Annotated in this window: 18 protein-coding genes; 10 read left to right on the top strand and 8 right to left on the bottom strand. The window is 77.5% G+C overall.

All coding sequences use genetic code 11. From position 1 onward, the window contains the following. Positions 1–30: 30 nt before the first annotated feature. The gene (locus FKM96_RS12610) at positions 31–1,281 is read left to right on the top strand and encodes an EAL and HDOD domain-containing protein (protein ID WP_147795523.1); all 1,251 of its coding nucleotides are present in this window, start codon (positions 31–33) and stop codon (positions 1,279–1,281) included. A gap of 43 nt (positions 1,282–1,324) precedes the next feature. After that, positions 1,325–1,567: a DUF2530 domain-containing protein gene (locus tag FKM96_RS12605; protein ID WP_147795522.1), complete on the top strand. Its 243-nt coding sequence runs from the start codon at positions 1,325–1,327 to the stop codon at positions 1,565–1,567. A 62-nt stretch (positions 1,568–1,629) separates the two neighbouring features. Here the strand turns inward: FKM96_RS12605 and FKM96_RS12600 are convergent, their stop codons facing one another. From FKM96_RS12600 to FKM96_RS12570, 7 genes are all read right to left on the bottom strand, one after another. Beyond that, positions 1,630–2,874 (bottom strand): MFS transporter, encoded by a 1,245-nt coding sequence (locus tag FKM96_RS12600; protein WP_147795521.1) that lies wholly within the window; start codon positions 2,872–2,874, stop codon positions 1,630–1,632. Further along, entirely contained in the window at positions 2,871–6,236 is a 3,366-nt protein-coding gene (locus FKM96_RS12595) for a sacsin N-terminal ATP-binding-like domain-containing protein (RefSeq protein ID WP_147795520.1), read from the bottom strand. Before FKM96_RS12595 ends, FKM96_RS12600 begins: the two co-directional genes overlap by 4 nt. Then, positions 6,233–7,105 carry a DUF3027 domain-containing protein gene (locus FKM96_RS12590; RefSeq protein WP_147795519.1) on the bottom strand — a complete coding sequence of 291 codons (873 nt, stop codon included), beginning with the start codon at positions 7,103–7,105 and terminating at the stop codon, positions 6,233–6,235. The genes FKM96_RS12595 and FKM96_RS12590 overlap by 4 nt, the downstream gene beginning before the upstream one ends. A gap of 2 nt (positions 7,106–7,107) precedes the next feature. Further along, positions 7,108–7,491, bottom strand: a complete 384-nt coding sequence (locus FKM96_RS12585; protein ID WP_147795518.1) for a cold-shock protein — start codon at positions 7,489–7,491, stop codon at positions 7,108–7,110. 130 nt (positions 7,492–7,621) lie between these two features. Further along, the gene (locus FKM96_RS12580) at positions 7,622–8,899 is read right to left on the bottom strand and encodes an EAL and HDOD domain-containing protein (protein ID WP_168216974.1); all 1,278 of its coding nucleotides are present in this window, start codon (positions 8,897–8,899) and stop codon (positions 7,622–7,624) included. Positions 8,900–9,051: 152 nt separating this feature from the next. Further along, positions 9,052–10,269, bottom strand: a complete 1,218-nt coding sequence (locus FKM96_RS12575; RefSeq protein ID WP_147795516.1) for a M20 family metallopeptidase — start codon at positions 10,267–10,269, stop codon at positions 9,052–9,054. A 1-nt stretch (position 10,270) separates the two neighbouring features. After that, positions 10,271–11,602 carry an MFS transporter gene (locus FKM96_RS12570; RefSeq protein ID WP_147795515.1) on the bottom strand — a complete coding sequence of 444 codons (1,332 nt, stop codon included), beginning with the start codon at positions 11,600–11,602 and terminating at the stop codon, positions 10,271–10,273. 72 nt (positions 11,603–11,674) lie between these two features. On the opposite strand from FKM96_RS12570, the gene FKM96_RS12565 reads away from it, so the two are divergent. The 4 genes from FKM96_RS12565 to FKM96_RS12550 all read left to right on the top strand — a co-directional run bounded on the left by FKM96_RS12565 (position 11,675) and on the right by FKM96_RS12550 (position 18,859). Next, positions 11,675–14,179 carry a helicase-associated domain-containing protein gene (locus FKM96_RS12565; RefSeq protein ID WP_147795514.1) on the top strand — a complete coding sequence of 835 codons (2,505 nt, stop codon included), beginning with the start codon at positions 11,675–11,677 and terminating at the stop codon, positions 14,177–14,179. Further along, a complete protein-coding gene (locus FKM96_RS12560) occupies positions 14,176–15,870 on the top strand; it encodes a DNA repair helicase XPB (protein WP_147795513.1) in 1,695 nt (564 codons plus the stop codon). The genes FKM96_RS12565 and FKM96_RS12560 overlap by 4 nt, the downstream gene beginning before the upstream one ends. A 70-nt stretch (positions 15,871–15,940) precedes the next feature. Continuing rightward, complete coding sequence (locus tag FKM96_RS12555; RefSeq protein WP_246854964.1) at positions 15,941–18,052, top strand: TPM domain-containing protein; 2,112 nt, start codon at positions 15,941–15,943, stop codon at positions 18,050–18,052. 42 nt (positions 18,053–18,094) lie between these two features. Continuing rightward, positions 18,095–18,859: a PspA/IM30 family protein gene (locus FKM96_RS12550; RefSeq protein ID WP_147795512.1), complete on the top strand. Its 765-nt coding sequence runs from the start codon at positions 18,095–18,097 to the stop codon at positions 18,857–18,859. 67 nt (positions 18,860–18,926) lie between these two features. On the opposite strand, the gene FKM96_RS12545 is transcribed toward FKM96_RS12550, so the two are convergent. Then, complete coding sequence (locus FKM96_RS12545; protein WP_246854963.1) at positions 18,927–19,655, bottom strand: type 1 glutamine amidotransferase; 729 nt, start codon at positions 19,653–19,655, stop codon at positions 18,927–18,929. A gap of 121 nt (positions 19,656–19,776) precedes the next feature. Here FKM96_RS12545 and FKM96_RS12540 point away from each other — a divergent pair, with 121 nt between their 5' ends. The 4 genes from FKM96_RS12540 to FKM96_RS12525 all read left to right on the top strand — a co-directional run bounded on the left by FKM96_RS12540 (position 19,777) and on the right by FKM96_RS12525 (position 23,324). Next, entirely contained in the window at positions 19,777–20,508 is a 732-nt protein-coding gene (locus FKM96_RS12540; protein WP_147795510.1) for a response regulator transcription factor, read from the top strand. Continuing rightward, positions 20,505–22,145 carry a HAMP domain-containing sensor histidine kinase gene (locus tag FKM96_RS12535; protein WP_246854962.1) on the top strand — a complete coding sequence of 547 codons (1,641 nt, stop codon included), beginning with the start codon at positions 20,505–20,507 and terminating at the stop codon, positions 22,143–22,145. The genes FKM96_RS12540 and FKM96_RS12535 overlap by 4 nt, the downstream gene beginning before the upstream one ends. 85 nt (positions 22,146–22,230) lie before the next feature. Then, complete coding sequence (locus tag FKM96_RS12530) at positions 22,231–23,049, top strand: hypothetical protein (protein WP_246854961.1); 819 nt, start codon at positions 22,231–22,233, stop codon at positions 23,047–23,049. Next, positions 23,046–23,324 carry a DUF4031 domain-containing protein gene (locus FKM96_RS12525; RefSeq protein ID WP_147795509.1) on the top strand — a complete coding sequence of 93 codons (279 nt, stop codon included), beginning with the start codon at positions 23,046–23,048 and terminating at the stop codon, positions 23,322–23,324. Before FKM96_RS12530 ends, FKM96_RS12525 begins: the two co-directional genes overlap by 4 nt. The last annotated feature ends 9 nt before the right edge of the window (positions 23,325–23,333 follow it).

Here is a 23,333-nt window from a genome sequence, read left to right as displayed (position 1 = left end):
CCCTCGCCCCGACCCGACCTGGAGATCGTGATGACCTCGACCCTCGGTGCCGACGCCGGGTCCCCGCGCGCCGCGAGCGGCAGCCCGATCCCCATCGGCGGCGGCGAGACCACCGTGCTGCGGCAGCCGGTCGTGCACCACGACCGCTCCGTGTACGGCTACGCCGTGCGGGTCCTGGTCAGCGGGCCGACCGGCGCGTCGCTGCCGGACGAGAGCACCGAGGTGGCCGTCGAGGCCGCCTACCGGCGCCTCGACCTGACCGGCCTCGCGGGCGACAAGCCCGTGCTGCTCCGCGCGACCGCCGGGCTGCTGTCGGGCACCGCGGCCGTCTGGTACGACGCCGACCGGCTGATGCTCGAGATCACCCCGTCGCTCGCCCGGCGCCCCGACGTCGACGAGCTGCTCGCCGCCGCCACGGCCCGCGGCAGCCGGCTCGCGCTCGCCGACTACGACGGCTCCCTCGCCCAGGACCGGCTCCTGGACCGGGTGCAGATCGTCAAGGTCGACCTGCAGCGCGGCGCCGACCACTGCGCCGAGCTGGTCGCCCGCGCGCACGCCGCCGGCGCGACGGTCGTCGCCGAGCACACCGACACCACCGAGCGGCTCGAGATCGCCCAGTCCATCGGCGCCGACCTGCTCCAGGGCCCGATGTTCCACCGCGACCCCCCGGTCACCCGCCGGTCGTTCTCCGCGGGCGAGCTGCAGTGCCTCGAGCTGCTGCGCGTGCTGTCCGAGGAGCAGGTCGACCAGCAGACCGTCGTGCGCACCGTCGCCTCCGACCCCGAGCTGTCCATGCGGGTGCTGCACCTGGTGAACTCCTCGGCGTTCGGGCTGCGGCGCGAGATCGACTCGGTGCTGCAGGCCGTCGTCCTGGTCGGCCCGCGGCAGCTGCACGCGCTCGCCATCGCGTCGCTCATCGACGCCAAGCCCGCCTCGGTCGGCACGCTGTGGTCGATCCTGACCCGCGCCATGACCTGCCACACGATCGCCGCGGACGACGCCGGGTACACCGTCGGACTGCTGTCCGCGGTCGCCGCCCAGCAGGGCATCGACCTCACCGAGCTCGTCGCGCGCACGGGCGTCTCCGACGCGCTGAGCTCGGCGCTGCTGCGGCGCGAGGGCCGGCTGGGCCAGGTGCTGGCCGCCGTGCTCGCGCACGAGGAGAACGACACCGCGGCCGTCGCGGCCACCGGCCTGGAGCCGTGGGACGTCGCGCACGCGTACCTCGCCGCGGTCCCGAGCGCCCTGGCGACGGCGACGGCCCTCGCCTTCGGCGAGTAACCGCCCGGTTCCGGGCTCCACCGGAGCGCATAGGGTGGTGGCCGTGCCGTCGTTCATCCACCTCGCCCTGCGCCCGGAGAGCCGCAAGCCCGCCCCGGAGCCGGTGCCGGTGAGCATGCGGCCGGTGTTCCTGGTGGGCATCGCCGCGTGGCTGGTGGCCCTGGTCGTCGCCGTCGTGCTGTGGCTGACCGACGCCGCAGGCCCGCACGGCGTCTGGGCGTGCGTCACCGGCGCCGCGCTGGGCGGGCTGGGCCTCGCCTGGACCCGCCGTCGCCCGGGCCGCTGAACCCGGCACCTCCTCCGCCGAGCGGACACTCGACGTCCCCACCCGGGCCGCGGTAGCGACGTCTACTGCCCGCTCGGCGGGTCCGTCGCCCCGGCGCGCGCGGCGGCTGCGCGGGCCGCGGCCGCGCGGGCCCGGGTGCGGGCAGTGGCGTGCTCGGACCAGCGCGGCACGGTCGCCGCGAGGGCGCCCGCCGCCAGCAGGCCGGCCGCGCCCATCGTGACGATCCCCGCCGCCAGGCTGCCCGCGGCGGCGACCGCCGACACCACCAGCGGACCGGCCGCGGCCCCCGAGTCCTGGAACACCCGCCACACCCCGAGGAACTGCGCCCGGGCGTCCGGCGGCGCGACGTCGGCACCGAGCGTCATGAGGATGCCGGATCCGATGCCGTTGCCGAACCCCATGACCATCGCCACGACCGCCAGGCCCCCGAGCGTCGACGTCAGCGGCAGCACCGCGATCGCGCCGCCGAGCACCAGCATCGACGGCACCGCGACCCACAGCCGACCCCGCCGGTCCATGACCTTGCCCGCCGGGTAGAACAGCAGCATGTCGACGGCGCCCGAGATGCCGAACACGAGGCTCGTGGTCGCGGGGGCGAAGCCCAGGTGCTCGGACCAGAGCGGCAGGACGACCTGCCGGGTGGCCCGCACGGCACCGACCAGCACGACCGCGAGCCCGAGGGTCGCGAGCAGCCGCCGGTGCCGGCGCACGAGCCCGGCGGTCGACACCCGGGGCCGGCCCCGCGGGGCGGGGTGCCGGTCGTCGACGTCCCGGGCCAGCCCCACGACCGCCGCGGCCGCGACCGTGGTGCCGACCGCGAGCCAGAACACCGCGCGCAGGTCCGCCACGTGCAGGACCGCCGCGCCGAGGAACGGCCCGAGGAACACGCCGATCCGGGACACCCCGCCCAGGGTGGACAGCGCCCGCGCCCGGTTCACCACCGGCACCACCTCGGTCAGGTAGGCCTGCCGGGCGAGGTGGAACACCGCGGACGCGGCACCGGTCAGCAGGACGCCGACCGCGAGCACCGGCAGGGTCGGGGCCAGCGCGCCGATCGTGAGCGCGACGCAGGCCACCAGCGCGGCGACGAGCATGGCCCGCCGGTCGCCGACCCGGGCGGCGAGGGCGCCCGCGGGCACGTCGCCGAGGATCTGGCCGACGCCCACCAGCGCCACGATCAGCGCGGCCTGGTCGAGCCGGGCCCCCATCCCCGCGGCCACGAGGGCGACGACCGGGGTGACGGCACCGAGGCCGGTCTCGTAGAGCAGGGCGGGCAGGTAGGCCGAGGTGAGCAGGCTGCGGTTCATCGGCCGTCCATCATGCCCCCGTCGTCGGCGACCTGCTCCACGGCGAGCTCGGCGGCCCGCGCCGGCTCCACCAGGGCGAGCTCGGCGGCGTGCCGGAGCCGCCACGCGCCGCACGCCTGCGCCAGCCCGCGCGCGAGGCCGGCCAGGTGGGTGGCGTGCACGATCGCGTCCGGCCCGGAGCCGTCCACCCACCAGTCGACCGGGACGCCGTCCACCCGCAGCTGCTCGTGCTCGATCCAGGTGTCCGGCGCCCCGGGCAGCAGCACCCGCACCGCGTCGGGGGTCGCGGACAGGGTGCCGGCGTCGTCGCCGTCCCGCTCGTCGACGACGCCGTCCGCGAGGTCGCCCGCCACGGGGACGCCGAGCAGCTCGGCCAGGTCCTCCGGGTCCGCCGGACCGGTCACCGGCACCATCGCGGCGACGTCGGTGCGCTGCCACCACATCGGCGCCGGGGCGACGGCGGCGTCCTCCGCGTGCACCAGGACGACCCGGTCGGGCGCGACGAGGGCGGGCAGCACGTCGAGGTCGGGCAGCGCGTCCGCGTCGGCGTCCGCGGCCGCGAGCCCGGCCCAGGCGGACCACACCGCCGCGGCGAGGTCGAGGTCGACGCGCCCGCCCACCGGCGCGGCGGCCCGCAGCAGCGCGTCCCATGCGCCCGGCGGGACCGCGGCCAGGGTCGTGACACCGCCCAGCGCCGCCTGCGCGGCGGGGTCGAGCCCGGAGACCTCCGCGGGCGGCGGCGGCAGCAGCCGGGCGACCGCGGGCTCCGCCCCGTCGACCGCGAACCGCGCCGCCAGCGGCAGCCCGGACCGGTGCCGCAGCCACCACGCGGTGTACCCGGGGGCGCGGCGCCCGGCGGGGCCGCGCACCTCGTCGAGCAGCGCGCGGCGCAGCGGCCCGGGCTCGGCGAGCCGGGCGAGCACGGCGGGCCAGGCGCCCGGGTCCGTGGCGTCGAGGTCGGCGACCGCCAGGACCTCGGGCAGCGTCTCCCCCTCCCCGACGACCGCGGCGACCTCGGCGATCCAGGCGTCCCAGCCGTCCAGGGCCTCGGTGACCAGGTCGGCGTCGTCGTCTGCGTACGGGTCGTCCGGCGCCGCCGCGACGTCGGTGAGCAGCAGCGGCACCAGGTCCGCGCGGACGCCCGCGGCGGCGAGGACGTCGGCGCCCCACCGCTCGACGGCGTCCGCGGCGACCGGGGCCAGCACGCGCGGGTCGAGCAGCCGCTCGGCGCGCGAGCCCGGCAGCACCAGGCCGTGCGCGGGCGTCGGCTCGTCGTCCGCCGCGCGCAGGGTGAGCAGCCCGAGGACGGCCCGCCCGGGCGCGACCGGCTCGCCGTCCGGCGCGACCGACCCGTCCGCCACGGCCGCGTGCACCAGCGCGAGCACCGCGTCGCTGACCTGCTCCGCCACGGCGACGTCGTCCTCGTCGGCCTGGTCGAGCACGGCCTGCCGCACGCCGGGGTGCGCGAGCAGCGCCGCGGGGTCGGCGGGCGCCGCACCGAGCCGCTCCAGCACCTCGTGGGCGGCGGCCGGGTGCACCAGGCGCACGCCCCACCGGCCGAGGACTGCCAGCGCGCCGGCCACCGGGCCCGCGGCGTCGAGCGCCCCCGCCACCGGGAGCAGCAGGCCACGGGCGCCCCGGACCACCCGGCCGTCGGCCAGCGGGACCGGCAGCGCCGCGAGGGCCTCGCGCGCGAGCGGGTCGCCCGCGGCCGGGGCGAGCGCGGCGTACAGGGCGCGCCACCGCGCGGGCGGCAGGCCGGAGGCGGCGGGCAGCTCCTCGACGTACTCGGCGGCCTCCCGGACCTCGACGCCCAGGGCGCGGGCCGCGGCGAGGCGGCCCTCGGGCAGCACGACGAGGCCGGCGAACCACGGGGCGAGGGCGCGGGTCAGCTCGGGCGCGTGCGGGCCGGCGAGCGCGACGGCGCGGTGCGGCTCGACGAGGTCGGCGGCGTCCGGCGCGGCAGGGCGGTCGTCGTCCGGGGCCGCTCGGTCGTCCCCGCGGTCGGGGTCCGGCACGTCGTCGGCCGGGGCGCCTCCGGCGGGGGCGGCGGCGTGCGCGGGCGGCAGCAGCGGCGTGCGGGACAGCGCCTCGACCAGCCGCCCCCGCAGCGCGGCGTCCAGGTCGCCCGCCGGCAGCCCGAGCGGGACCAGCCGCAGGGCGTCGTCGCCGTCGACGGCGCACGCGGCGGCGAGCCGGGCGTACGCCTCGGCGGCGACGTCGAGCAGCGCGTCGGTCGCGGGGCCGCGGGCGGCGCGCCGCCGGGTCGGGTCGAGCGGGACGGTCGCGACGAGCAGCGCCGGCAGGTCGAGGGCGTCGTCGGTGGGCGTGGGCGCGTGCAGCACCCGCGCCCAGGCCGCCTCGCCGCCGGCAGCCCCGGTGAGCGCGGCGAACAGGTCCCCGGCGGCCCCGGTGCGGTCGTCGGGCCCGTCGCCGCGGACCGGCAGCGCCCACGTCACGCGCCAGCGGCGGCGGGACCGCTCCTCGACGGGGCGGTCCGCGACCAGCGCGGGGTCGAGCTCGCCCTCGACGGTGAGGCGCCGCCAGCGGCGGTCGACGTCGGCGACCCGGCGGCGGTGGCCGGCGAGGTCGTCCTCGACCACCACCTCCGTCAGCCCCGGCAGCGCCAGCAGCAGCGCGTCGCCGACCTGGGCGAGCATCGACCGCACGGCGTCCACCGCCGCGTCGTCGCGCAGCGCGAGCACCACGGCGGTGTCGTACCCGCCCGGCGGGCGTCCCTCGTCCTCCCGGGGCAGCCGGAGCGCGGGCAGCGACCCCTCGCGGCGGGCGACCTCGTCGGCCAGCCGCGGCTCGTCCCCGGCGGCGAGCGCGAGGTCCCGGCGGGTGTCGTCGAGCGAGAACCGCACCGCGCCGGACGTGGACAGCACCCGGACGTCGTCCGACACCGCCCGCACGGCCGCGAAGCCGACGCCGAACCGGCCGACCAGGCCCGGGCCGCCGGCCCCGGCGCCGTCGTGGCCGGGCCAGTCCCGGCTCGCCGAGGCGCGCATGGCCGCCATCGAGTGCACGCCGGCGGCGTCCAGCGGGGCGCCGGTGTTCGCCGCGACCAGGACCGCGCCACCCGGCGCCGCCGCGCCGCCCCCGGCGACGCCCGGGCCGTCGCCGCCCGCCTCCGCGGCGCCCGCCGTCGTCAGCCGCAGCAGCAGCCGCCCCGGCGTCCCCGCGCGCACCGCGGCGTCGGCGGCGTTCTGCGCGAGCTCGACCACCACCCGGTCGCGGTAGTAGCCGCGGGCGTGGTCCTCCTCGGTGTTCGCGTCCTCGCGCAGGCGCGCCGGGTCGGCGCGCCACGTCCCCAGCACCCGCTCGCGCAGCGCGCGCGTGCCGAAGACGTCGCCGGTCACGACCGGGGCTCGTCCTCCGCGGGCGGCGCGTCCTGCGCCGCGTCGTCGGTCGCGACCTCGTCCTCGGCCACCTCCGCGACCGGCGCGTCCTGCGCCGGCGCGTCGACCGCCCCGGACCCGACGACCTCGGCGGTCGGCAGCACGTCCAGCTCCCGCGCGACCGGCACGTCCGGCCACTCGGACGGCCGCGGCTCGACGTCGGTCTCGGAGTGCGCGCCGCAGCCGTGCTCCAGCGCGACGACCTTGCCGTCGTCCGGGGACCACGCGTTGACGCACACGCCGAACACGGTGCCCAGCGCGCCCTGCAGGGGCACCAGGAACCCGCAGGTCATGCACGGCTCGGCGGACGCGACGGCGCCGGCGGACGCCGGGCCCTGCTTCGAGCGGTACCAGCGCTCGGCGGCCTCGGAGATCCCCACGGGCGACAGCACCCGGTTGCGGGCCAGCGCGAGCTCGCCGATCGCGACCTCGTCGACCTCGGGGTCCCCGGTCGGGGTGAAGCCGGGCTCCAGGCGCGGGTCGTCCGCGCGGAACGGCAGCACGTCGCCGGGGCCGAGGTCGCCCGGGCGCAGCCGCTCGTCCCACGGCACCCAGGCGGGCGCGAGGACGGCGTCGTCGCCGGGCAGCAGCACGGCCTCGCAGACGGTCGCCTTCCGGGCGCGCGGCACCCGGGACAGCGTCACGGTCCACACCCAGCCGCGGTAGCCCTTGGCGGTGCAGGCGAACCGGTGCGAGACGAGCCGGTCCGCGTCCACGGTCCAGCCGAGGTGCTCGCCGACGTCCTGGGGGTGCTCGGCCAGCTCGAGGGCGGCCTCGCGGGCGAGGTCGACGGCGCCGCCGAGCACGGCGTCCTGGGTCGCGGTCGCCATGCTCAGGCCTCGAGGTCGTCGGCGACGGCGCGCAGCAGGGTGGCGACCTGCTCGGCGCGGGACTTCTCCGGGCGGCGGCCGCGGCGCAGGTCGTTGCCGACCCGGTCGAGCACCTTGATCAGGTCCTCGACGATGACGGCCATGTCGTCGGCCGGCTTGCGCTGGACCGCGGCGACCGAGGGCACCGGGTCGAGCAGCTTGACCGCGAGCGCCTGCGGGCCGCGGCGGCCGTCGGCCACGCCGAAGTCCACCCGGGTGCCGGGCTTGGGCGTGCCGATCCCCGCGGGCAGCGCGGACGCGTGCAGGAACACCTCGGTGCCGTCGTCGGCGGCGATGAAGCCGAAGCCGCGATCGGTGTCGAACCACTTGACCTTGCCGGTGGGCACTGCGATCCCCTGTGCTCGTCGGAACTCGCGCGGCGTCGCGCCGCACGTCACCAGGCTACCGGTCGCACCGCCCGCGCAGCGCGCCGCTCCGCGGCCGGCGAACCCCTCCCGGGACCCCGCCGCGCCCGGCTCAGCCGAACGCCACGTCCTGGACCCCGCCCGGCACGGCCTGCAGCCGCGGCACGGGCTGGTAGACGGTCGCGAGCAGGGCCCGCGCCTCGCGCAGCGCGGTCAGGTAGACGAGCGACACGTGCAGCGCGGAGTACGGCGACCGGATCGACGGCACCGCCTCCTCCGCGATGGCGTCCAGGTACGCGTCGAGCACGTCGCACGCCGCGACCACGCGGGCGCTCGGCTGGGACCGGTGCAGCTCGGGGTCGAGCTCGGACACGGGCACGTCGAGCAGCTCGGACACGATGCGGACCAGCGCCTCGGTGGACGCCTCCAGCGGGTCCTGCGGCGCGAGGATCTCGGCGGCGCGGGTGCGGGCGAGGGCCATGAGCGGGATCTCGTCGTCGTGGTGGCCCGCGGTGGCGAGCACCTCGAGCACGAGCATCGCGCGGAACCGCTCGCGCCCGAGCAGCACCAGCGCCTGGTGCAGGTTGCGCACGGTGCGCCCGGCGCCGGACACGGAGTTCACGACCCGGAACACCTTGAGCGCGATCGCCGGGTCGGCGGCGGTGAGCCGGGCCAGCCGGCGGTAGGACACCTGCGGGTCGCCCAGCTGCACGAGCAGCCGGCCCGCGACCATCGCGTGGTGCGCGAGCGCGGGCCGGGTCAGCACGGTCGGCCGGCGGAAGTGGTAGCCCTGGAACAGGTCGAAGCCCGCGTCCTGGGCGGCGAGGAAGTCGGCCTCGTCCTCGACGTGCTCCGCCACGAGCGCGGCGTGCGGGGCGACCGCGCGCAGCTCGTCGGCGAACTCGGCGAGCCGGTCGCCGACGTCGGACATGTCGACCTTGACGTAGTCGCACAGCGGGAGCAGGTCCCAGCGCTGGTCCCCGGGCACGAAGTCGTCGAGCGCGATGCCGAACCCGAGCCGGCGCAGCCGCTCGACGCCCGCGACCACCTCCTCGTCGGCCGGGACCTTCTCCAGGACCTCCAGCACGACGCGGTGCGGGTCGAGCGCCACCGGCAGCTCGTCGACGATGAACGACCGAGGGACGTTGACGAACAGGTCGCCGTTGCCCGCCAGGTCCTCGACGCCGAACTCCGTGAGCGTCGCGACGATGACGGTCGCGGTGGCGCGGTTGTCGTCGATCCCGGGCCGGACGCCGGACTCGAGGGCGTCCGGGCTGGCCCGGAACAGCAGCTCGTGCCCGATGGGCCGGCTCAGCACGTCGTAGATGCCCTGGCGCGCGACGCACACCTCGCGCGTGGCCGGGGGCAGGTGCCCCGCCGTGATCGACATGCGTGTCCCTTCGGCTCGAGAGCGCGGGCGCCCGCCCACGGGCGCGTCGAGACCTGTCATCGGCACAGGTGAAGCGGACCTGAGCGCTCGGGCGGGTGGAGCCGCTGATCAGGCGGGGATCCGGACCCGATCGGGTGTCGGGAGGGCGCGTCTCAGCCCTCCGCGAGCCGGTCCAGCGCCAGCGCCGCGAGCACCGCCGGCCCGACCGCGAGCGCCCCGTCCTCGAACCGCGCCTGCGCGGAGTGGTTGTACGGCGCGGTCCGCGGGTCGGCGTCGGCGGGCGTCGCCCCGACGCCCAGGTAGGTGCCGGGCACCTCCTGCAGCACGTAGGAGAAGTCCTCGGAGCCCGCGAGCGGCTGCGGCGCGTCGACGTAGGACCGCTCGCCGAACAGCCCGGCCGCCAGCCGCGCCAGGCGCGCGACCTCCTCCGGCCGGTTCGACGTGACCGGGTACCCCCGCCGGTAGTCGACGGTGACGGACAGCCCGTGCGCGGCGGCGACGCCCTCGCACACCCGCGCGATCCGCTCGGGCACCACGCCGTGCACCGCCTCGGAGAACGTGCGCACCGTGGCCTCGATCCGCGCCTCGGCGGGGATGACGTTGTCGGTCGTGCCCGCCTCGATCCTGCCGACGGTGACGACGACCGGGTCGAACACGTCGAACTGCCGGGTCACCATCGCCTGCAGCGCGAGCACGATCTCGGCGGCGACCGGCACCGGGTCCTGCGCGAGGTGCGGCATCGACCCGTGCCCGCCGCGCCCGTGCACCGTGACGTGCACGGTGTCCGCGGCGGCCAGCAGCGTGCCGGGGCGGCTCGTGATCGCCCCCGTGGGCAGGATCGCGGACAGCACGTGCAGGCCGTACGCCGCGACGACCCGCTCCCCCGCGGCGTCGAGCACGCCCTCCTCGATCATGAGGCGCGCGCCGTGGTCGCCCTCCTCGCCGGGCTGGAACATCAGCACGACCGAGCCGGCGATCTCCTCGCGCCGGGCGGCCAGCAGACGGGCGGCGGCGACCAGGCCGGCGACGTGCAGGTCGTGGCCGCAGGCGTGCATCGCGCCCGGCACCTCGCTGGCGAACGGCTCGCCGGTCTCCTCGGTCACGGGCAGCGCGTCCATGTCGGCCCGCAGCAGCACCGCCGGCCCGGGGCGCGCGCCGCGGAGCACGGCCACCACCGACGACAGGCCGGTGCCGGTGCGGACCTCCAGGCCGAGCGGCTCCAGCGCCTCGAGCACGAGCGCCTGGGTGCGGGGCAGGTCGAGCCCGATCTCCGGGGTGCGGTGCAGGGCGTGCCGGAGCGCGGCGGTGTCGGGCAGCAGCGCCCGGGCGTCGGCGCGCAGGGCGTCCAGGGCGGGGTGGTCGAGCGGCATGTCAGACCTCCGTGGGGTGCGGTGCTGCCGGGCCGGCGGGGCGCGGCGCCGGGGACGGCTCGGCCCGGGTCCCCGCGAGCGTCTCGACGGGGTAGAGCAGCCGCTCGCCCACCAGCCACGAGCCGACGGCGGACACCGTCAGCCCCGCCGCGGCCCACACCGGGACCAGGCGCAGCGCGTCGCGGGAGATCAGCCACTCGGCCACGAACAGGAACGTACCGCCGAACAGCGCGATGGCGGCGCCCGCGGGGACGCCCAGCGCGACGGCCCGGATCGGCACCGGGAACAGCCGCGCACCGGCGACGGGGGTGACGCCGAGCTGCAGGCCGACGCAGATCGTGAACAGCGGCGCGGCCACCAGGTACGGCACGGCGCCGGCCGCCAGCCCGAGCATCAGCGGGACGACCAGCACGGCCGCGGCGGTGAACCCGGTGCGGATCAGCACCAGCGGCCCGAACCGGTCGGCGAGGAACCCGGAGGCGATCATCGCGACCAGCAGGCAGATCAGCGCCACGGTGTGCTGCGACGCCGCCTGGGTCTCGGTGTACCGCCCGGTGTGCCCGGCGAACTCCGGCAGGTACACCGACCCGAAGTAGACGCCCATCGTGGACCCGATGGTGAGCATGAACGCGAGCGCCATCCGCCCCGCGTGCCGGCGGAGCAGCGGGCCGGTGGGCTCGACCCCGGCGTCCCGCGCCCGCTCGAACACCTCCGACTCCGGCACCCCGCGCCGGATCCACAGCGCCAGCAGCCCGCACAGGGCGGCGATCACGAACGCGATCCGCCAGCCGCCGTCGCGCAGCCCGTCCGGGCCGAGCACGCCGAGCAGCACCGCGAGCACCACCGTGCCGCCGAGCGTGCCGAGCGCGTCGCCGGAGTACGCGAACGCGCCGTACCGGTGCCGGCGCTCCGGCGGGGCGACCTCGACGACGTAGGTCGCCGCCGTGGCGACCTCGCCGCCCATCGCGATGCCCTGCAGCATCCGGGCGAGCACGACCACGACCGCGGCCCACCAGCCGGCGACGGCGTAGGTCGGGGCGGCGGCGATGACCGCGGCACCCAGGGCGATCAGCGACACCGACGCCAGCAGGCCGGTGCGCCGGCCCTTCGTGTCCGTGATCCGGCCCATGACGTACGACCCCAGCGGCCGGACCACGAAGCCGACCGCGAACACGACGTACGCGCCGAGCACCCGGGTCACCGGGTCGTCGCCCGGGAACACCTGCCCCGCGAAGTACGGCGCGAGCAGCGCGTACATGGTCCAGTCCAGCGACTCGACGAAGATCCCCGCGGTGCTCGCCACCACGACCCGTGCCCTGCGCACCCGTGCCATCGCTGCCTCCCGGCGGCTCGCCCCGGCGGACCCGGCCCCGCGCCGGACCCGCCGGAACGTATCGTGGTGCGGATGGCCACGTTCAGCGAGCACCTGCGCGGCAGGTCGGACGACGAGCTGGTGCGCCTGCTGCTGCGGCGCCCCGACCTCGCGCACCCGTCGCCCGCCACGCTCGCCTCCCTCGCCGCCCGCGCCACGAGCCGGCCGAGCCTCGAGCGCGCGCTCGCCGGGGTGGACGCGGCGGTGCTGCAGGCGGTCGAGGCCGTCGTCGCGCTGCTGGCGGGGTCGTCCGACCCGGCGACCGGGGTGCGCGCGCGCGACGTGGTGGCCGCGGTCGGCGCCGGACGCCCGGAGGCCCCCGCGGTCCGCGCGGCGCTGGCGACGGCCACCGACCTGGCCCTGGTGCACCCCGCGGGCGGGCGCGCCGCCGACCCGCTGCTGCGCCCGGCGCCCGGCGTCGCCGAGCTGCTCGGCTCCGCGACCGCGGGGCTGGCCGCCCCCGCGCCGCACGACCCCGACCCCGCCGCCGTCCCCGGGCTGCTCGCCGACGCCCCCGCCGCCGGCCGCGCCGTGCTGGACGCGCTGACCTGGGGGCCGCCCGTCGGCGTGCGCCCGGCGTCCGGGCCCGCGGCGGAGGCCGTCACGGAGCTGGTCCGCGCCGGGCTGCTGGTCCGGGCCGACGAGCGGCACGTCGTCCTCCCCCGCACGGTCGCCCTCGCGCTGCGCGACGGCCGCACGCACCGCGCCCCGGCCACGCCGCCCGCGCCGGAGGACCTGCCGCGCCGGGACGCCGCGCTGGTCGAGGCCGAGCACGCCGCGGGCGCGGAGCGCGCCGTCCGGCTGGTCGCGGGGCTGCTGCGGCTGTGGGGCCAGGCCCCGCCGCCCGTGCTGCGCGCCGGCGGGCTCGGCGTCCGCGACCTCCGGCGCACCGCGAGCGCCCTGGAGGTCACCGAGCAGGAGGCGGCGTTCGTCGTCGAGCTGGCCGGCGTGGGCGCCCTGGTCCGGGACGACGGCGAGGAGTCGCCGCACCACGTCCCGACCACGCTCGCCGACGAGTGGCTGGCGCTGGACCTCGCCGACCGGTGGGCGCGGCTCGCGTCCTGGTGGGCCGCCACCCCGCGGTGGCCCGCCCTGGTGGGTACCCGCGACGAGCGCGGCGCGGTGCGCCCCGCGCTCGGCCCCGAGCTCGGCCGGCCGTGGGCGCCGCGGCTGCGGCACGTGGTGCTGGGGCTGCTCGCCGACGCCGGGCCGGGCGCCGCGCCGGACGCCGCCGCGGTGCGCGCGGGCCTGGCCTGGCGCACGCCCCGGTCGGTGCCGCCGCTCGAGGCGGTCGCCGCGGTGCTGCGCGAGGCGGGCTGGCTCGGCGTGCTCGGCGCGGGCGCCCTGCCGGTCGCCGGCCGCGCGCTGCTGGACCCCGACACCGACCCCCGCCCCGCGCTGGCCGCCGGCCTCGGCGCCGCGCTCCCCCCCGCCGTCGACGACCTGCTGCTCCAGGCGGACCTCACGGGCATCGTCCCCGGCCGCCCGAGCCAGGAGCTCGAGGCGCTGCTCGACGCGTCCGCCCGGGTGGAGTCCCGCGGCGGCGCCGTCACCGTCCGGTTCACGCCCGAGTCGGTCCGGGACGCGCTGGACGCCGGTTCCACCGCCGACGACCTGCTCGCCGACCTCGCCTCGCACGCCCGCGGCGGGGTGCCGCAGCCGCTGGAGTACCTGGTCCGGGACGCGGCCCGCCGGCACGGCCGGCTGCGCACCGGCGCGGCGTCGTCCTACGTCCGCACCGAGGACCCCGCGCTGCTGGCCGGGCTCGCCGAGGACCCGCGGCACGCCGACCTCGGGCTGGTCCGGCTCGCGCCGACCGTGCTCGCCGCGCAGGCGCCGCTGCACGAGCTGCTCGCCGCGCTGCGGGCGCACGGGCTGGCGCCGGTCGCCGAGACGCCGGACGGCCAGGTGCTGCACGCCGCACCCACCGTGCGCCGGGTCGCGGCCGCGCGGCCGCGGTTCGCCCCGGAGGACGGCGGGCGCGGGGCGCAGCCGCCGGCCGAGCGGGCGGCGGCGCTCGTGGGCGTGCTGCGCCGGGCCGAGGAGGCGCGGGCCGCGGGCGGGTCGACGGGCGGCGCGGGAGCCGTGGTGCGCGGAGCGGCGGCGGAGGTCGCGGGGGCCGCGGCGCGGGCCGAGGCCGACGGCTCCCCCACGCTGCGCGACCGCGCCTCCGGCGTCGCCGCGGCCACCGCGGCCGCGCGCGCGGACCGCCCCACGACCGGGACCCGCGGCGGCCCGCGCCCCGCCGCGGGAACAGCCGACCCCGCCGAGGCGTTGGGGCTGCTGCGCGAGGCGGCCGCCGGGCACACCGAGGTGTGGCTCGACGTGGTCGGCTCGCGCGGCGCCCTGGAGCGGCGGCGGGTGCTGCCGGTCCGGGTCGACGGCGGACGGGTGCGCGTGGTGGACACCGCCCGGGACGCCGAGATCGTGGTCGCGGCCCACCGCGTCGCCGCGGTCACCCCGGTCGACGCGGCGGGTACCGAGCCGGCCGCCGACGACGACGCAGCAGCCGACCCCCGGAGGACGGACACCGCATGACCGACGGACCCCTGATCGTCCAGAGCGACAAGACCCTCCTGCTCGAGGTCGACCACGACCAGGCGGAGGCCTGCCGCCGCGCGATCGCCCCGTTCGCGGAGCTGGAGCGCGCGCCCGAGCACGTGCACACCTACCGGCTGACCCCGCTGGGCCTGTGGAACGCCCGGGCCGCCGGGCACGACGCCGAGCAGGTCGTCGACACGCTGCTGGAGTACTCGCGGTACCCGGTGCCGCACGCGCTGCTGGTCGACGTCGCCGAGACCATGTCCCGGTACGGGCGGCTGCAGCTCGTCGCGCACCCCGTGCACGGCCTGGTGCTGCACGCCCTCGACGCCGCCGTGATGGCCGAGGTGCTGCGGTCCAAGCGCACCGCCGGCCTGGTCGGCGAGCGGATCGACGAGCACGACGTCGTGGTGCACGCCTCCGAGCGCGGCACGCTCAAGCAGGCGCTGCTCAAGCTCGGCTGGCCCGCCGAGGACCTGGCGGGCTACGTCGACGGCGAGGCGCACCCGATCGACCTCGACACGTCCGGCGAGTCGAACGTCGGCACCGACGGCGCCCCGCGCCCGTGGCAGCTGCGGCCGTACCAGGCCGAGGCGGCCGACGGGTTCTGGCACGGCGGCTCCGGCGTCGTCGTCCTCCCCTGCGGCGCGGGCAAGACGCTCGTCGGCGCGGCCGCGATGGCCCGGTCCAAGACCACCACGCTCATCCTCGTCACCAACACCGTGTCCGCGCGGCAGTGGCGGGACGAGCTGATCCGGCGCACCTCGCTGACCCCGGACGAGATCGGCGAGTACTCGGGCTCCCGCAAGGAGATCCGGCCGGTCACGATCGCGACGTACCAGGTCCTCACGCTCAAGCGGAAGGGGATCTACCCGCACCTCGAGCTGCTCGACGCCCGCGACTGGGGCCTGATCGTCTACGACGAGGTGCACCTGCTGCCGGCGCCGATCTTCCGGATGACCGCCGACCTCCAGGCGCGCCGCCGCCTCGGCCTCACCGCCACCCTGGTGCGCGAGGACGGCCGCGAGGACGAGGTGTTCAGCCTGATCGGCCCGAAGCGGTACGACGCCCCGTGGAAGGACATCGAGGCGCAGGGCTACATCGCGCCCGCCGACTGCGTCGAGGTGCGCCTGACCCTGCCCGAGCGCGACCGGATGCTGTACGCGACCGCCGAGCCGGAGGACAAGTACCGCCTCGCGGCCAGCGCGCCGGGCAAGACCGAGGTGGTCAAGCGGCTGGTGGCGAAGCACCGCGGCGAGCCGCTGCTGGTCATCGGCCAGTACATCGACCAGCTCGAGGAGCTGGCCGCGGACATCGACGCGCCCGTCATCACCGGCGGGACGTCCGTGACCGAGCGGCAGCGGCTGTTCGACGCGTTCCGCGCCGGGGAGATCTCGACGCTCGTGGTGTCCAAGGTCGCGAACTTCTCGATCGACCTGCCCGAGGCGTCGGTCGCCATCCAGGTGTCGGGGTCGTTCGGCTCCCGCCAGGAGGAGGCCCAGCGCCTCGGCCGGCTGCTGCGCCCCAAGGGCGACGGCCGCACCGCGCACTTCTACGCCGTGGTCGCGCGGGACACCGTCGACCAGGACTTCGCGGCGCACCGGCAGCGGTTCCTCGCGGAGCAGGGATACGCGTACCGGATCGTCGACGCGGAGGACCTCGAGCAGGCGACGGAGGAGCCGGCCTGACGCGCTGACGGGAACCCGGCGCGTGCGCCCCTCGTTGCGAGGGGTGCACGCCCTGAGAAAGGATCGTCGGGTGCCGTCGTCGTCCCGTGGCTGGTCAGCCGCCGTCCCGCTCCTCTCCGCGCTGCTCGCCGCCCCGCTGCTCGCCGGGGCCGCCCCGGCGGTGGCCGCCGCGCCGGCCGCGGTGCCGGCCTCCGCGCCCGCCGCGACGCCGCTGCCCGCGGCCGACCCGCAGGCCCTGACCGGCGAGATCACCGACCAGGTCGGCGCGCTGTCGGGCGGCGACGAGGCGACCGTGCAGGCGGCGCTGGACCAGCTGTCGGACGAGACGCAGTACCAGCTGTACGTCGTGTACGTGGACGAGTTCAGCACCGAGCGCATCTCCTGGGTGGACCAGACCGCCGAGCTGACGGGCCTGGGCTCGAACGACCTCGTGCTCGCCGTCGCCACGGACCAGCGGTCCTACGTGCTCGCCCCGCAGGAGGTCCCCGGCCTGTCGGGCGGCGACCTGGACCGGATCGCCGCGGACGTCGAGGACCACCTGAGCGAGGACGACTGGGCCGGCGCCGCGGTGACCGCCGCCGACGGGGTCCGCGAGGCCGCGACCGGCGGGGGCGGCGGCTCCGCACTGGGCTGGCTGTTCGTCGGCGGCCTGGTCGTGATCGCCGCGATCACCGCGGTGGCCTGGGCGTCGTCGCGCCGCCGCGCGTCCCGGCAGACGATCGCCGCCGGCGCACCCGGCCGGTTCCCGGGCGGCCCGCAGGTCCCCGGCGGCCCGGCCGGCGCGCTCGCCGCGCTGCCGACCGCCGAGCTCGACCGCCGCTCGGCCTCCGCGCTGGTCGGGATCGACGACGCGCTGCGCGCCTCGGAGCAGGAGCTCGGCTTCGCCCAGGCGCAGTTCGGGCCGGACGCCACCCGCGAGTTCGAGCAGGTGCTCACCCGCGCCAAGGCGGACGTGACCGAGGCGTTCCGCCTGCGGCAGACCCTCGACGACGACGTCCCGGACACCGAGCCGCAGGTCCGGGACACCGCGACCCGGATCCTGCACATGGTCGGCTCCGCCTCGGCGGCGCTCGACGCCCAGAAGGACGCGTTCGACCGGCTGCGCGACGTCGAGTCCCGCGCCGGCGAGGCCCTGGACGCGCACGAGCGGACCGCGACGGAGCTGCGCGCCCGGGTCGAGGCGGCCCGCACCACCCTGGGCACGCTCGCCGCGCAGTACCCCGCGGACGCGCTCACCTCGGTGCAGGGCAACCCGGACCAGGCGCTCGCGCTGCTGGCCGAGGTCGGCACCGCGATCGAGCAGGGGCGCGCGGCCGTCGCGGGCGGGGACCGCGGGGTCGCCGTCCGGTACGCCCGCGCCGCCGAGGAGGCCCTCGGTCAGGTCACGAAGCTCCTCGACGCCGTGGACCGCGCCGGCACCGAGCTCGCCACGATCGGCTCGCGGCTGGACGCGGCGATCGCGTCCATCTCCTCTGACGTCGACGACGCCCAGCGGCTCGCCCCGCGGCACCCCGAGGTGTCCGCCCGCGCCGAGGCCGCGCGCGCCGCGATCGCCACCGGCCGGGCCGCGCGCGCCGGCGACGGCGACCCGCTGGCCGCCCTGGCCGGGCTCACCGACGCCGAGGCCGCGATCGACCGCGCGCTGGCCCCGATGCGCGAGGCGCAGGACCGCGCGGGCCGCGCCCGCCAGCTGCTCGACCAGACGCTCGGCCGGGTCGACTCCGCGCTGCGCGGCACCACCGACTACATCGAGACCCGGCGCGGCGCCGTCGGCCCCGAGGCGCGCACCCGGCTGGCGGAGGCGGGCCGGATGTTCCGCGCCGCCGTCGACCAGCGGGACACCGACCCCGAGGCCGCGCTCGGCCAGGCGCAGCAGGCCGACCGGCTCGTGCGGGAGGCCCAGCAGCTCGCCCAGCGCGACGTCGACTGGTACGACCAGCAGCGGCGCGGCGGCCCGGGCAACCGCGGCGGCGGTGGCGGGCTGGGCGACATCGGCGGCATGGTGCTCGGCGGCATCCTCATCGACTCGATCCTGCGCGGCGGTGGCGGCGGCTGGGGCGGCGGCGGCGCGCACGGCGGCGGCTGGGGCGGCGGTGGCGGCGGCTTCGGCGGCGGCGGTCGCGGCGGCGGCTTCGGCGGCGGTGGCGGCTTCGGCGGCGGTGGCCGCGGGGGCGGTTTCTAGGACATGTTCGGCAGACGCAAGACACGAGAGAGGCACCAGGCGATGACCGAGAAGCAGAGCATCTTCGGCCGGATCACCCAGCTCGCGCGGGCGAACATCAACGCCCTGCTGGACCAGGCCGAGGACCCGCAGAAGATGCTGGACCAGCTCGTCCGGGACTACACGAACTCGATCGCCGAGGCCGAGAAGGCCATCGCGCAGACGATCGGCAACCTGCGCCTCGCCGAGCAGGACTACAACGAGGACGTCGCCGCGGCCCGCGAGTGGGGCAGCAAGGCCCTCGCCGCGTCCGCGCGCGCCGACCAGTACCGCCAGGCCGGCGATGCCGCCAACGCCGACAAGTTCGACAACCTGGCCAAGGTCGCGCTCGGCAAGCAGATCACCGCCGAGGGAGAGGTCCGCGACGCCGAGCCGCTCATCGCCTCGCAGCGCGAGACGGTCGACAAGCTCAAGTCCGGCCTGGCCCAGATGAAGGACAAGCTCGGCCAGCTCAAGCAGCGCCGCGACACCCTGGTGGCCCGGCAGAAGTCTGCCCAGGCGCAGCAGACGGTGCAGACCGCGATCTCGTCGATCAACGTGCTCGACCCGACCAGCGAGCTCGCCCGGTTCGAGGAGAAGGTGCGCCGCGAGGAGGCCCTCGCGATGGGCCAGGCGGAGATCGCCGCGTCCTCGCTCGACTCGCAGTTCGCCGAGCTCGAGGCCGACGGCGCGCAGATCGAGATCGAGGCCCGGCTCGCCGCGCTCAAGGGCGGCGGCCAGCCGCAGCAGCTCGGCAGCACCCCGGTGACGCCGCAGATCGAGGCCTGAGCCCGGCGCACGCACGACGGCCCGGCACCCCGCTCGCAGGGTGCCGGGCCGTCGCGTCGTCGGGGGGTCAGGCGGCGGTGCGCTCCACGGAGCGCACGGCCACCAGGCCGGCGAACGCCCGCGCGATCCGCGCGCCCTCGGCGCGGACGACCTCGTCGGCGGCCGTGACGGCCTCGGCGATCGCGGCCCGCTCCTCCGGCGCGTCGCCCGCGTCCGCGGACCAGGCGTCCATCAGCTCGGGCGAGGCCTCCGGGTGGAACTGCACGCCCCAGGCGGAGTCGCCGATCCGGAACGCCTGGTACGGGTAGACGCGCGAGGCGGCCAGCCAGGTGGCGTCCCGCGGCAGGTCGACGACCGCGTCCGCGTGCATGGTCGGCATCGGGGTGCTGCGGGTCCCGGCGCGCTCCGCGTCCGCCGCCAGCGGGCCGAGCAGCGGGTCGGCCACGGCCTCGGGGCGCCAGCGCACGTCCACGACCCCGGCCTCGCGCCCGGGAGGGGCGGCGACGTCGACCCGGCCGCCGGTGGCGACCGCGAGCAGCTGCGCACCCAGGCAGATGCCGAGCGTCGGCACGCCGGTCCGCGCGGCGTCGGCGAGCAGGGCGCGGGTCGCGGGGATGCCGGGCTCGTGCTCGTCGTGGGCGGACATGTTCCCGCCCAGGACGATCAGGCCGTCGAGGCGGTCGGCGGCGCCCGGCTCCTCGCCCGCGTACGCGCGGACCAGGCGGACGTCCACCCCGTCGAGGTGGTCGGCGAACCGGTCGAGCGGCACCGCGGCGTCGAGCTGGACGACGGTCACGACGGGCGTCAGGGAACCGGTGGGAGAATCGGCTGCACTCACGGGGCGGTACGGTACCGCGAACCCGGCACGACCAGTTCGCTCCCAGGAATCCTCCAGGGTCGAGGGGCACACTGGGACCGTGACCGCAGCAGACCGCACCCCCGAGGCGACGCTCCTCGTCGTGGACGACGAGCCGAACATCCGCGAGCTCCTCGCCACCTCGCTGCGCTTCGCCGGCTTCGAGGTGCACGCGGCCGCCGACGGCGGCGCCGCGCTCCGCCTCGCCAAGCAGGTGCAGCCCGACCTGCTGGTGCTCGACGTCATGCTCCCCGACATGGACGGGTTCACCGTCACCCGGCGGCTGCGCGACAAGGGCCAGCACGTCCCGGTGCTGTTCCTCACCGCGCGCGACGACACCGCCGACAAGATCACCGGCCTGACCGTCGGCGGCGACGACTACGTCACCAAGCCGTTCAGCCTGGAGGAGGTCGTCGCGCGGATCCGGGCGATCCTGCGCCGCACCCAGGCCGAGGTCGCGTCCGCCAGCGTGCTGTCCTACGAGGACCTCGAGCTCGACGAGGACAGCCACGAGGTGCGCCGGGCCGGGCAGGTCGTCGACCTGTCCCCCACCGAGTTCAAGCTGCTGCGCTACCTGCTGCTCAACCCCGGCCGCGTGCTGTCCAAGGCGCAGATCCTCGACCACGTGTGGCAGTACGACTGGGGCGGCGACGCCAACATCGTCGAGTCGTACATCTCCTACCTGCGGCGCAAGGTCGACCAGGTCGAGCGCCCCGACGGCTCCAAGGTGGACGCCCTCATCCAGACGAAGCGCGGCGTGGGGTACATGCTGCGCCGGCCGAGCGGGTCGTGACGACGACGTCGGAGCAGCAGGCGACGTCCGAGCGCCCCGGGGACGACGCCCCGGCGGAGACCGGGCTCCCGCGGCAGGGCCTCGCCGACGGCGTGGTCCGCCGGGTCCGCGACGTCTGGACGCGGACGCCCCTGCTCGCGCGGCTCGTCGGGATCACGACGGCGCTGCTCGCCCTGGGTCTCTCGTTCGCGGGCGCGATCACCACGACGTCGCTGTCCGGCTTCCTCGTCGAGCAGGTCGACGACCGCCTGCGGGTGCAGGCCGAGACGTCCCGCGAGGGCCTGTACAAGGCCTACCAGGAGGGCGGCAACAGCCTCGACGGCGTCACCCTGCAGTCCTGGGGCGACCGCGACTTCGCCCTCGCCGTCCGGATCCTCGGGTCGTCGACCACGTTCACCCCGCAGGGCACGACGCTCGACACGGAGGGCTCGCCGCGGCTCCCGGCGGTCGACCTGGACGCGCTGGACCACACCACGACGACCACCGTCGGCAGCTCGGAGCGGGGCGCGACCTGGCGGGTCGCCGTGGCGCCCATGCGCCTGAACGGGACGACGATCGGGTACGTGATGTACGCCGAGCCGCTGGCGGACGTCCAGAAGACCGTCCGGCAGGCGGCGTTCCTGCTGTGGACCAGCGCGCTCGCGATCCTCGTCATCGGCGCCGTCGTCGGCACCTGGGCCGTGCGCCGCTCGCTGCGCGGGCTGCGCGAGATCGAGGGCACCGCCGCCCAGATCGCCGCCGGCGACCTGTCGCAGCGCGTCCCGCCCGCCCCGGAGACCACCGAGGTCGGCCGGCTGGGCGCGGCGCTGAACTCGATGCTCGCCCAGATCGAGACCGCCTTCGACGCCCGCACCCGGTCCGAGGAGCGGATGCGCCGGTTCGTCGCCGACGCGTCGCACGAGCTGCGCACCCCGCTGGCCGCGATCCGCGGCTACGGCGAGCTGTACCGGATGGGCGCGCTCACCGAGAAGGACCAGGTCGACGACACGATGCGGCGCATCGAGCAGTCCGCGACCCGGATGGGCGGTCTGGTCGAGGACCTGCTGTCGCTCGCCCGCCTGGACGCCGACCGGCCCGCCCGCACGGAGCCGGTCGACCTCGCGGTGCTCGCGACCGACGCCGCGCACGACCTCCGGGCGATCGACCCCGCACGGGAGGTGCGGGTGGGTCCGCTGCCCGACGGGGCCGCCCCGAGCCCCGACGGCGCCCAGCCCGCCACGGTCGTCCCCGGCGACGAGGCACGGCTGCGCCAGGTCGTCGCGAACCTCGTCGGCAACGTCGCCCGGCACACCCCCGCCGGCACGCCGGCCGAGCTCGGCGTGGGCCGCGTCGGCGACCGCGTCGTCCTCGAGGTCCGCGACCACGGTCCCGGCATCGCCCCCGAGCACGCCGCGCGCGTGTTCGAGCGGTTCTACCGGGTGGACGCCAGCCGCACCCGCGAGGGCGACGGCACCGGCGGCGGCGCGGGCCTCGGGATGGCGATCGTCGCGGCGATCGTCGAGGCGCACCGCGGCGACGTCGCGATCACGCAGACCCCCGGCGGCGGGGCGACGATCCGGGTCTCGCTGCCCGCGACGGGTGGCGGACCGGGCGGGACGGCGCCGTCGGACGCGGCCGAGGACCACCCGGTCGGCTGACGGCGACCGCGTGGCGGAACCCCGTCCGGATGGGTCTACGATGGCGCGTCCGAGCAGGGTCGTCTGTCGCAGTGAGGCTGTTCCCATGGGCGTCTACGACGCGCCACAGTGGCTGTTGTCCGCGTTCGTCCGCAGCGCGAAGGGGGCGGGAGCGACCGCGCCCGAGGACGCGGTCCGGGCGGTCGGCTCGGACCTCGTGGAGCGCTGGACCGGCCCCGGCCGGACGTACCACAACCTCCGGCACCTGACCGACGTGCTGGCCCGGGTGGACGAGCTCGCCGAGGAGACCCACGAGCCCGACCTGGTCCGGCTGGCCGCCTGGTACCACGGCGCCGTCTTCGACGGCCGGCAGGTCGCGGCGTACGCGAACCGCGGCGGCGAGGACGAGGTCGCCTCGGCCCGGCTGGCGCGCGAGCAGCTCACCGACCTCGGCGTCCCCGCCGGGCGCGTCGAGCGCGTGCACCAGATGGTCATCGCCCTGGTGCGGCACGTCGCCGACCCGACCGACTTCGACTGCGCGGTGCTGTGCGACGCCGACCTGGCGATGCTGGCCGCCGAGCCGCAGCGCTACAAGGCGTACCTGCACGACGTGCGCGAGGAGTACGCCGACATCCCGGTGCAGGACTACCTGCGCGCCCGGGAGCGGATCGTGCGCAAGCTGCTCAAGCGGCCCAGCCTGTTCGTCAGCCCGCTGGGCGCGGCGTGGGAGGAGCCCGCGCGGCAGAACCTCGGCGCCGAGCTGCACAAGCTGGAGAAGGTGCTGGCGGAGCTCGACGCGGCGGGCGAGGGTCCGGGCGAGGGTCCCGCGACCTCGCCGACCGAGCCGCCCGGCCCGTCCGACGCGCCCGGGAGCGCCCGGCCCGCGCAGCCCGCCGAGCGGCACCCCGTCCGGCCCGGGGCGTGACGGTCCTCGTCGACCCGCCGCTCTGGCCCCGGCACGGCCGGTCCTGGTCGCACCTCGTCAGCGACGCCTCGCTGGCCGAGCTGCACGCGTTCGCCGAGCGCGCCGGCCTCCCCCGCCGCGCGTTCGACCTGGACCACTACGACGTCCCGGACGAGATGCACGCGGACCTCGTCGCGCTGGGCGCGGTCCCGGTGTCGGCCGGCGAGCTCATCCGCCGCCTGCGCGCGAGCGGCCTGCGCATCCCGGCCCACGCCCGCCCGCGCCACACGCACTGACCGCGCGCA

The organism is Cellulomonas sp. Y8 (genome assembly GCF_008033115.1).
In the GTDB taxonomy this organism is placed as follows: domain Bacteria; phylum Actinomycetota; class Actinomycetes; order Actinomycetales; family Cellulomonadaceae; genus Cellulomonas.
The sequence above is the reverse complement of the archived record's forward strand: the minus strand, read 5'-3'. Positions and strand labels throughout refer to the sequence as shown.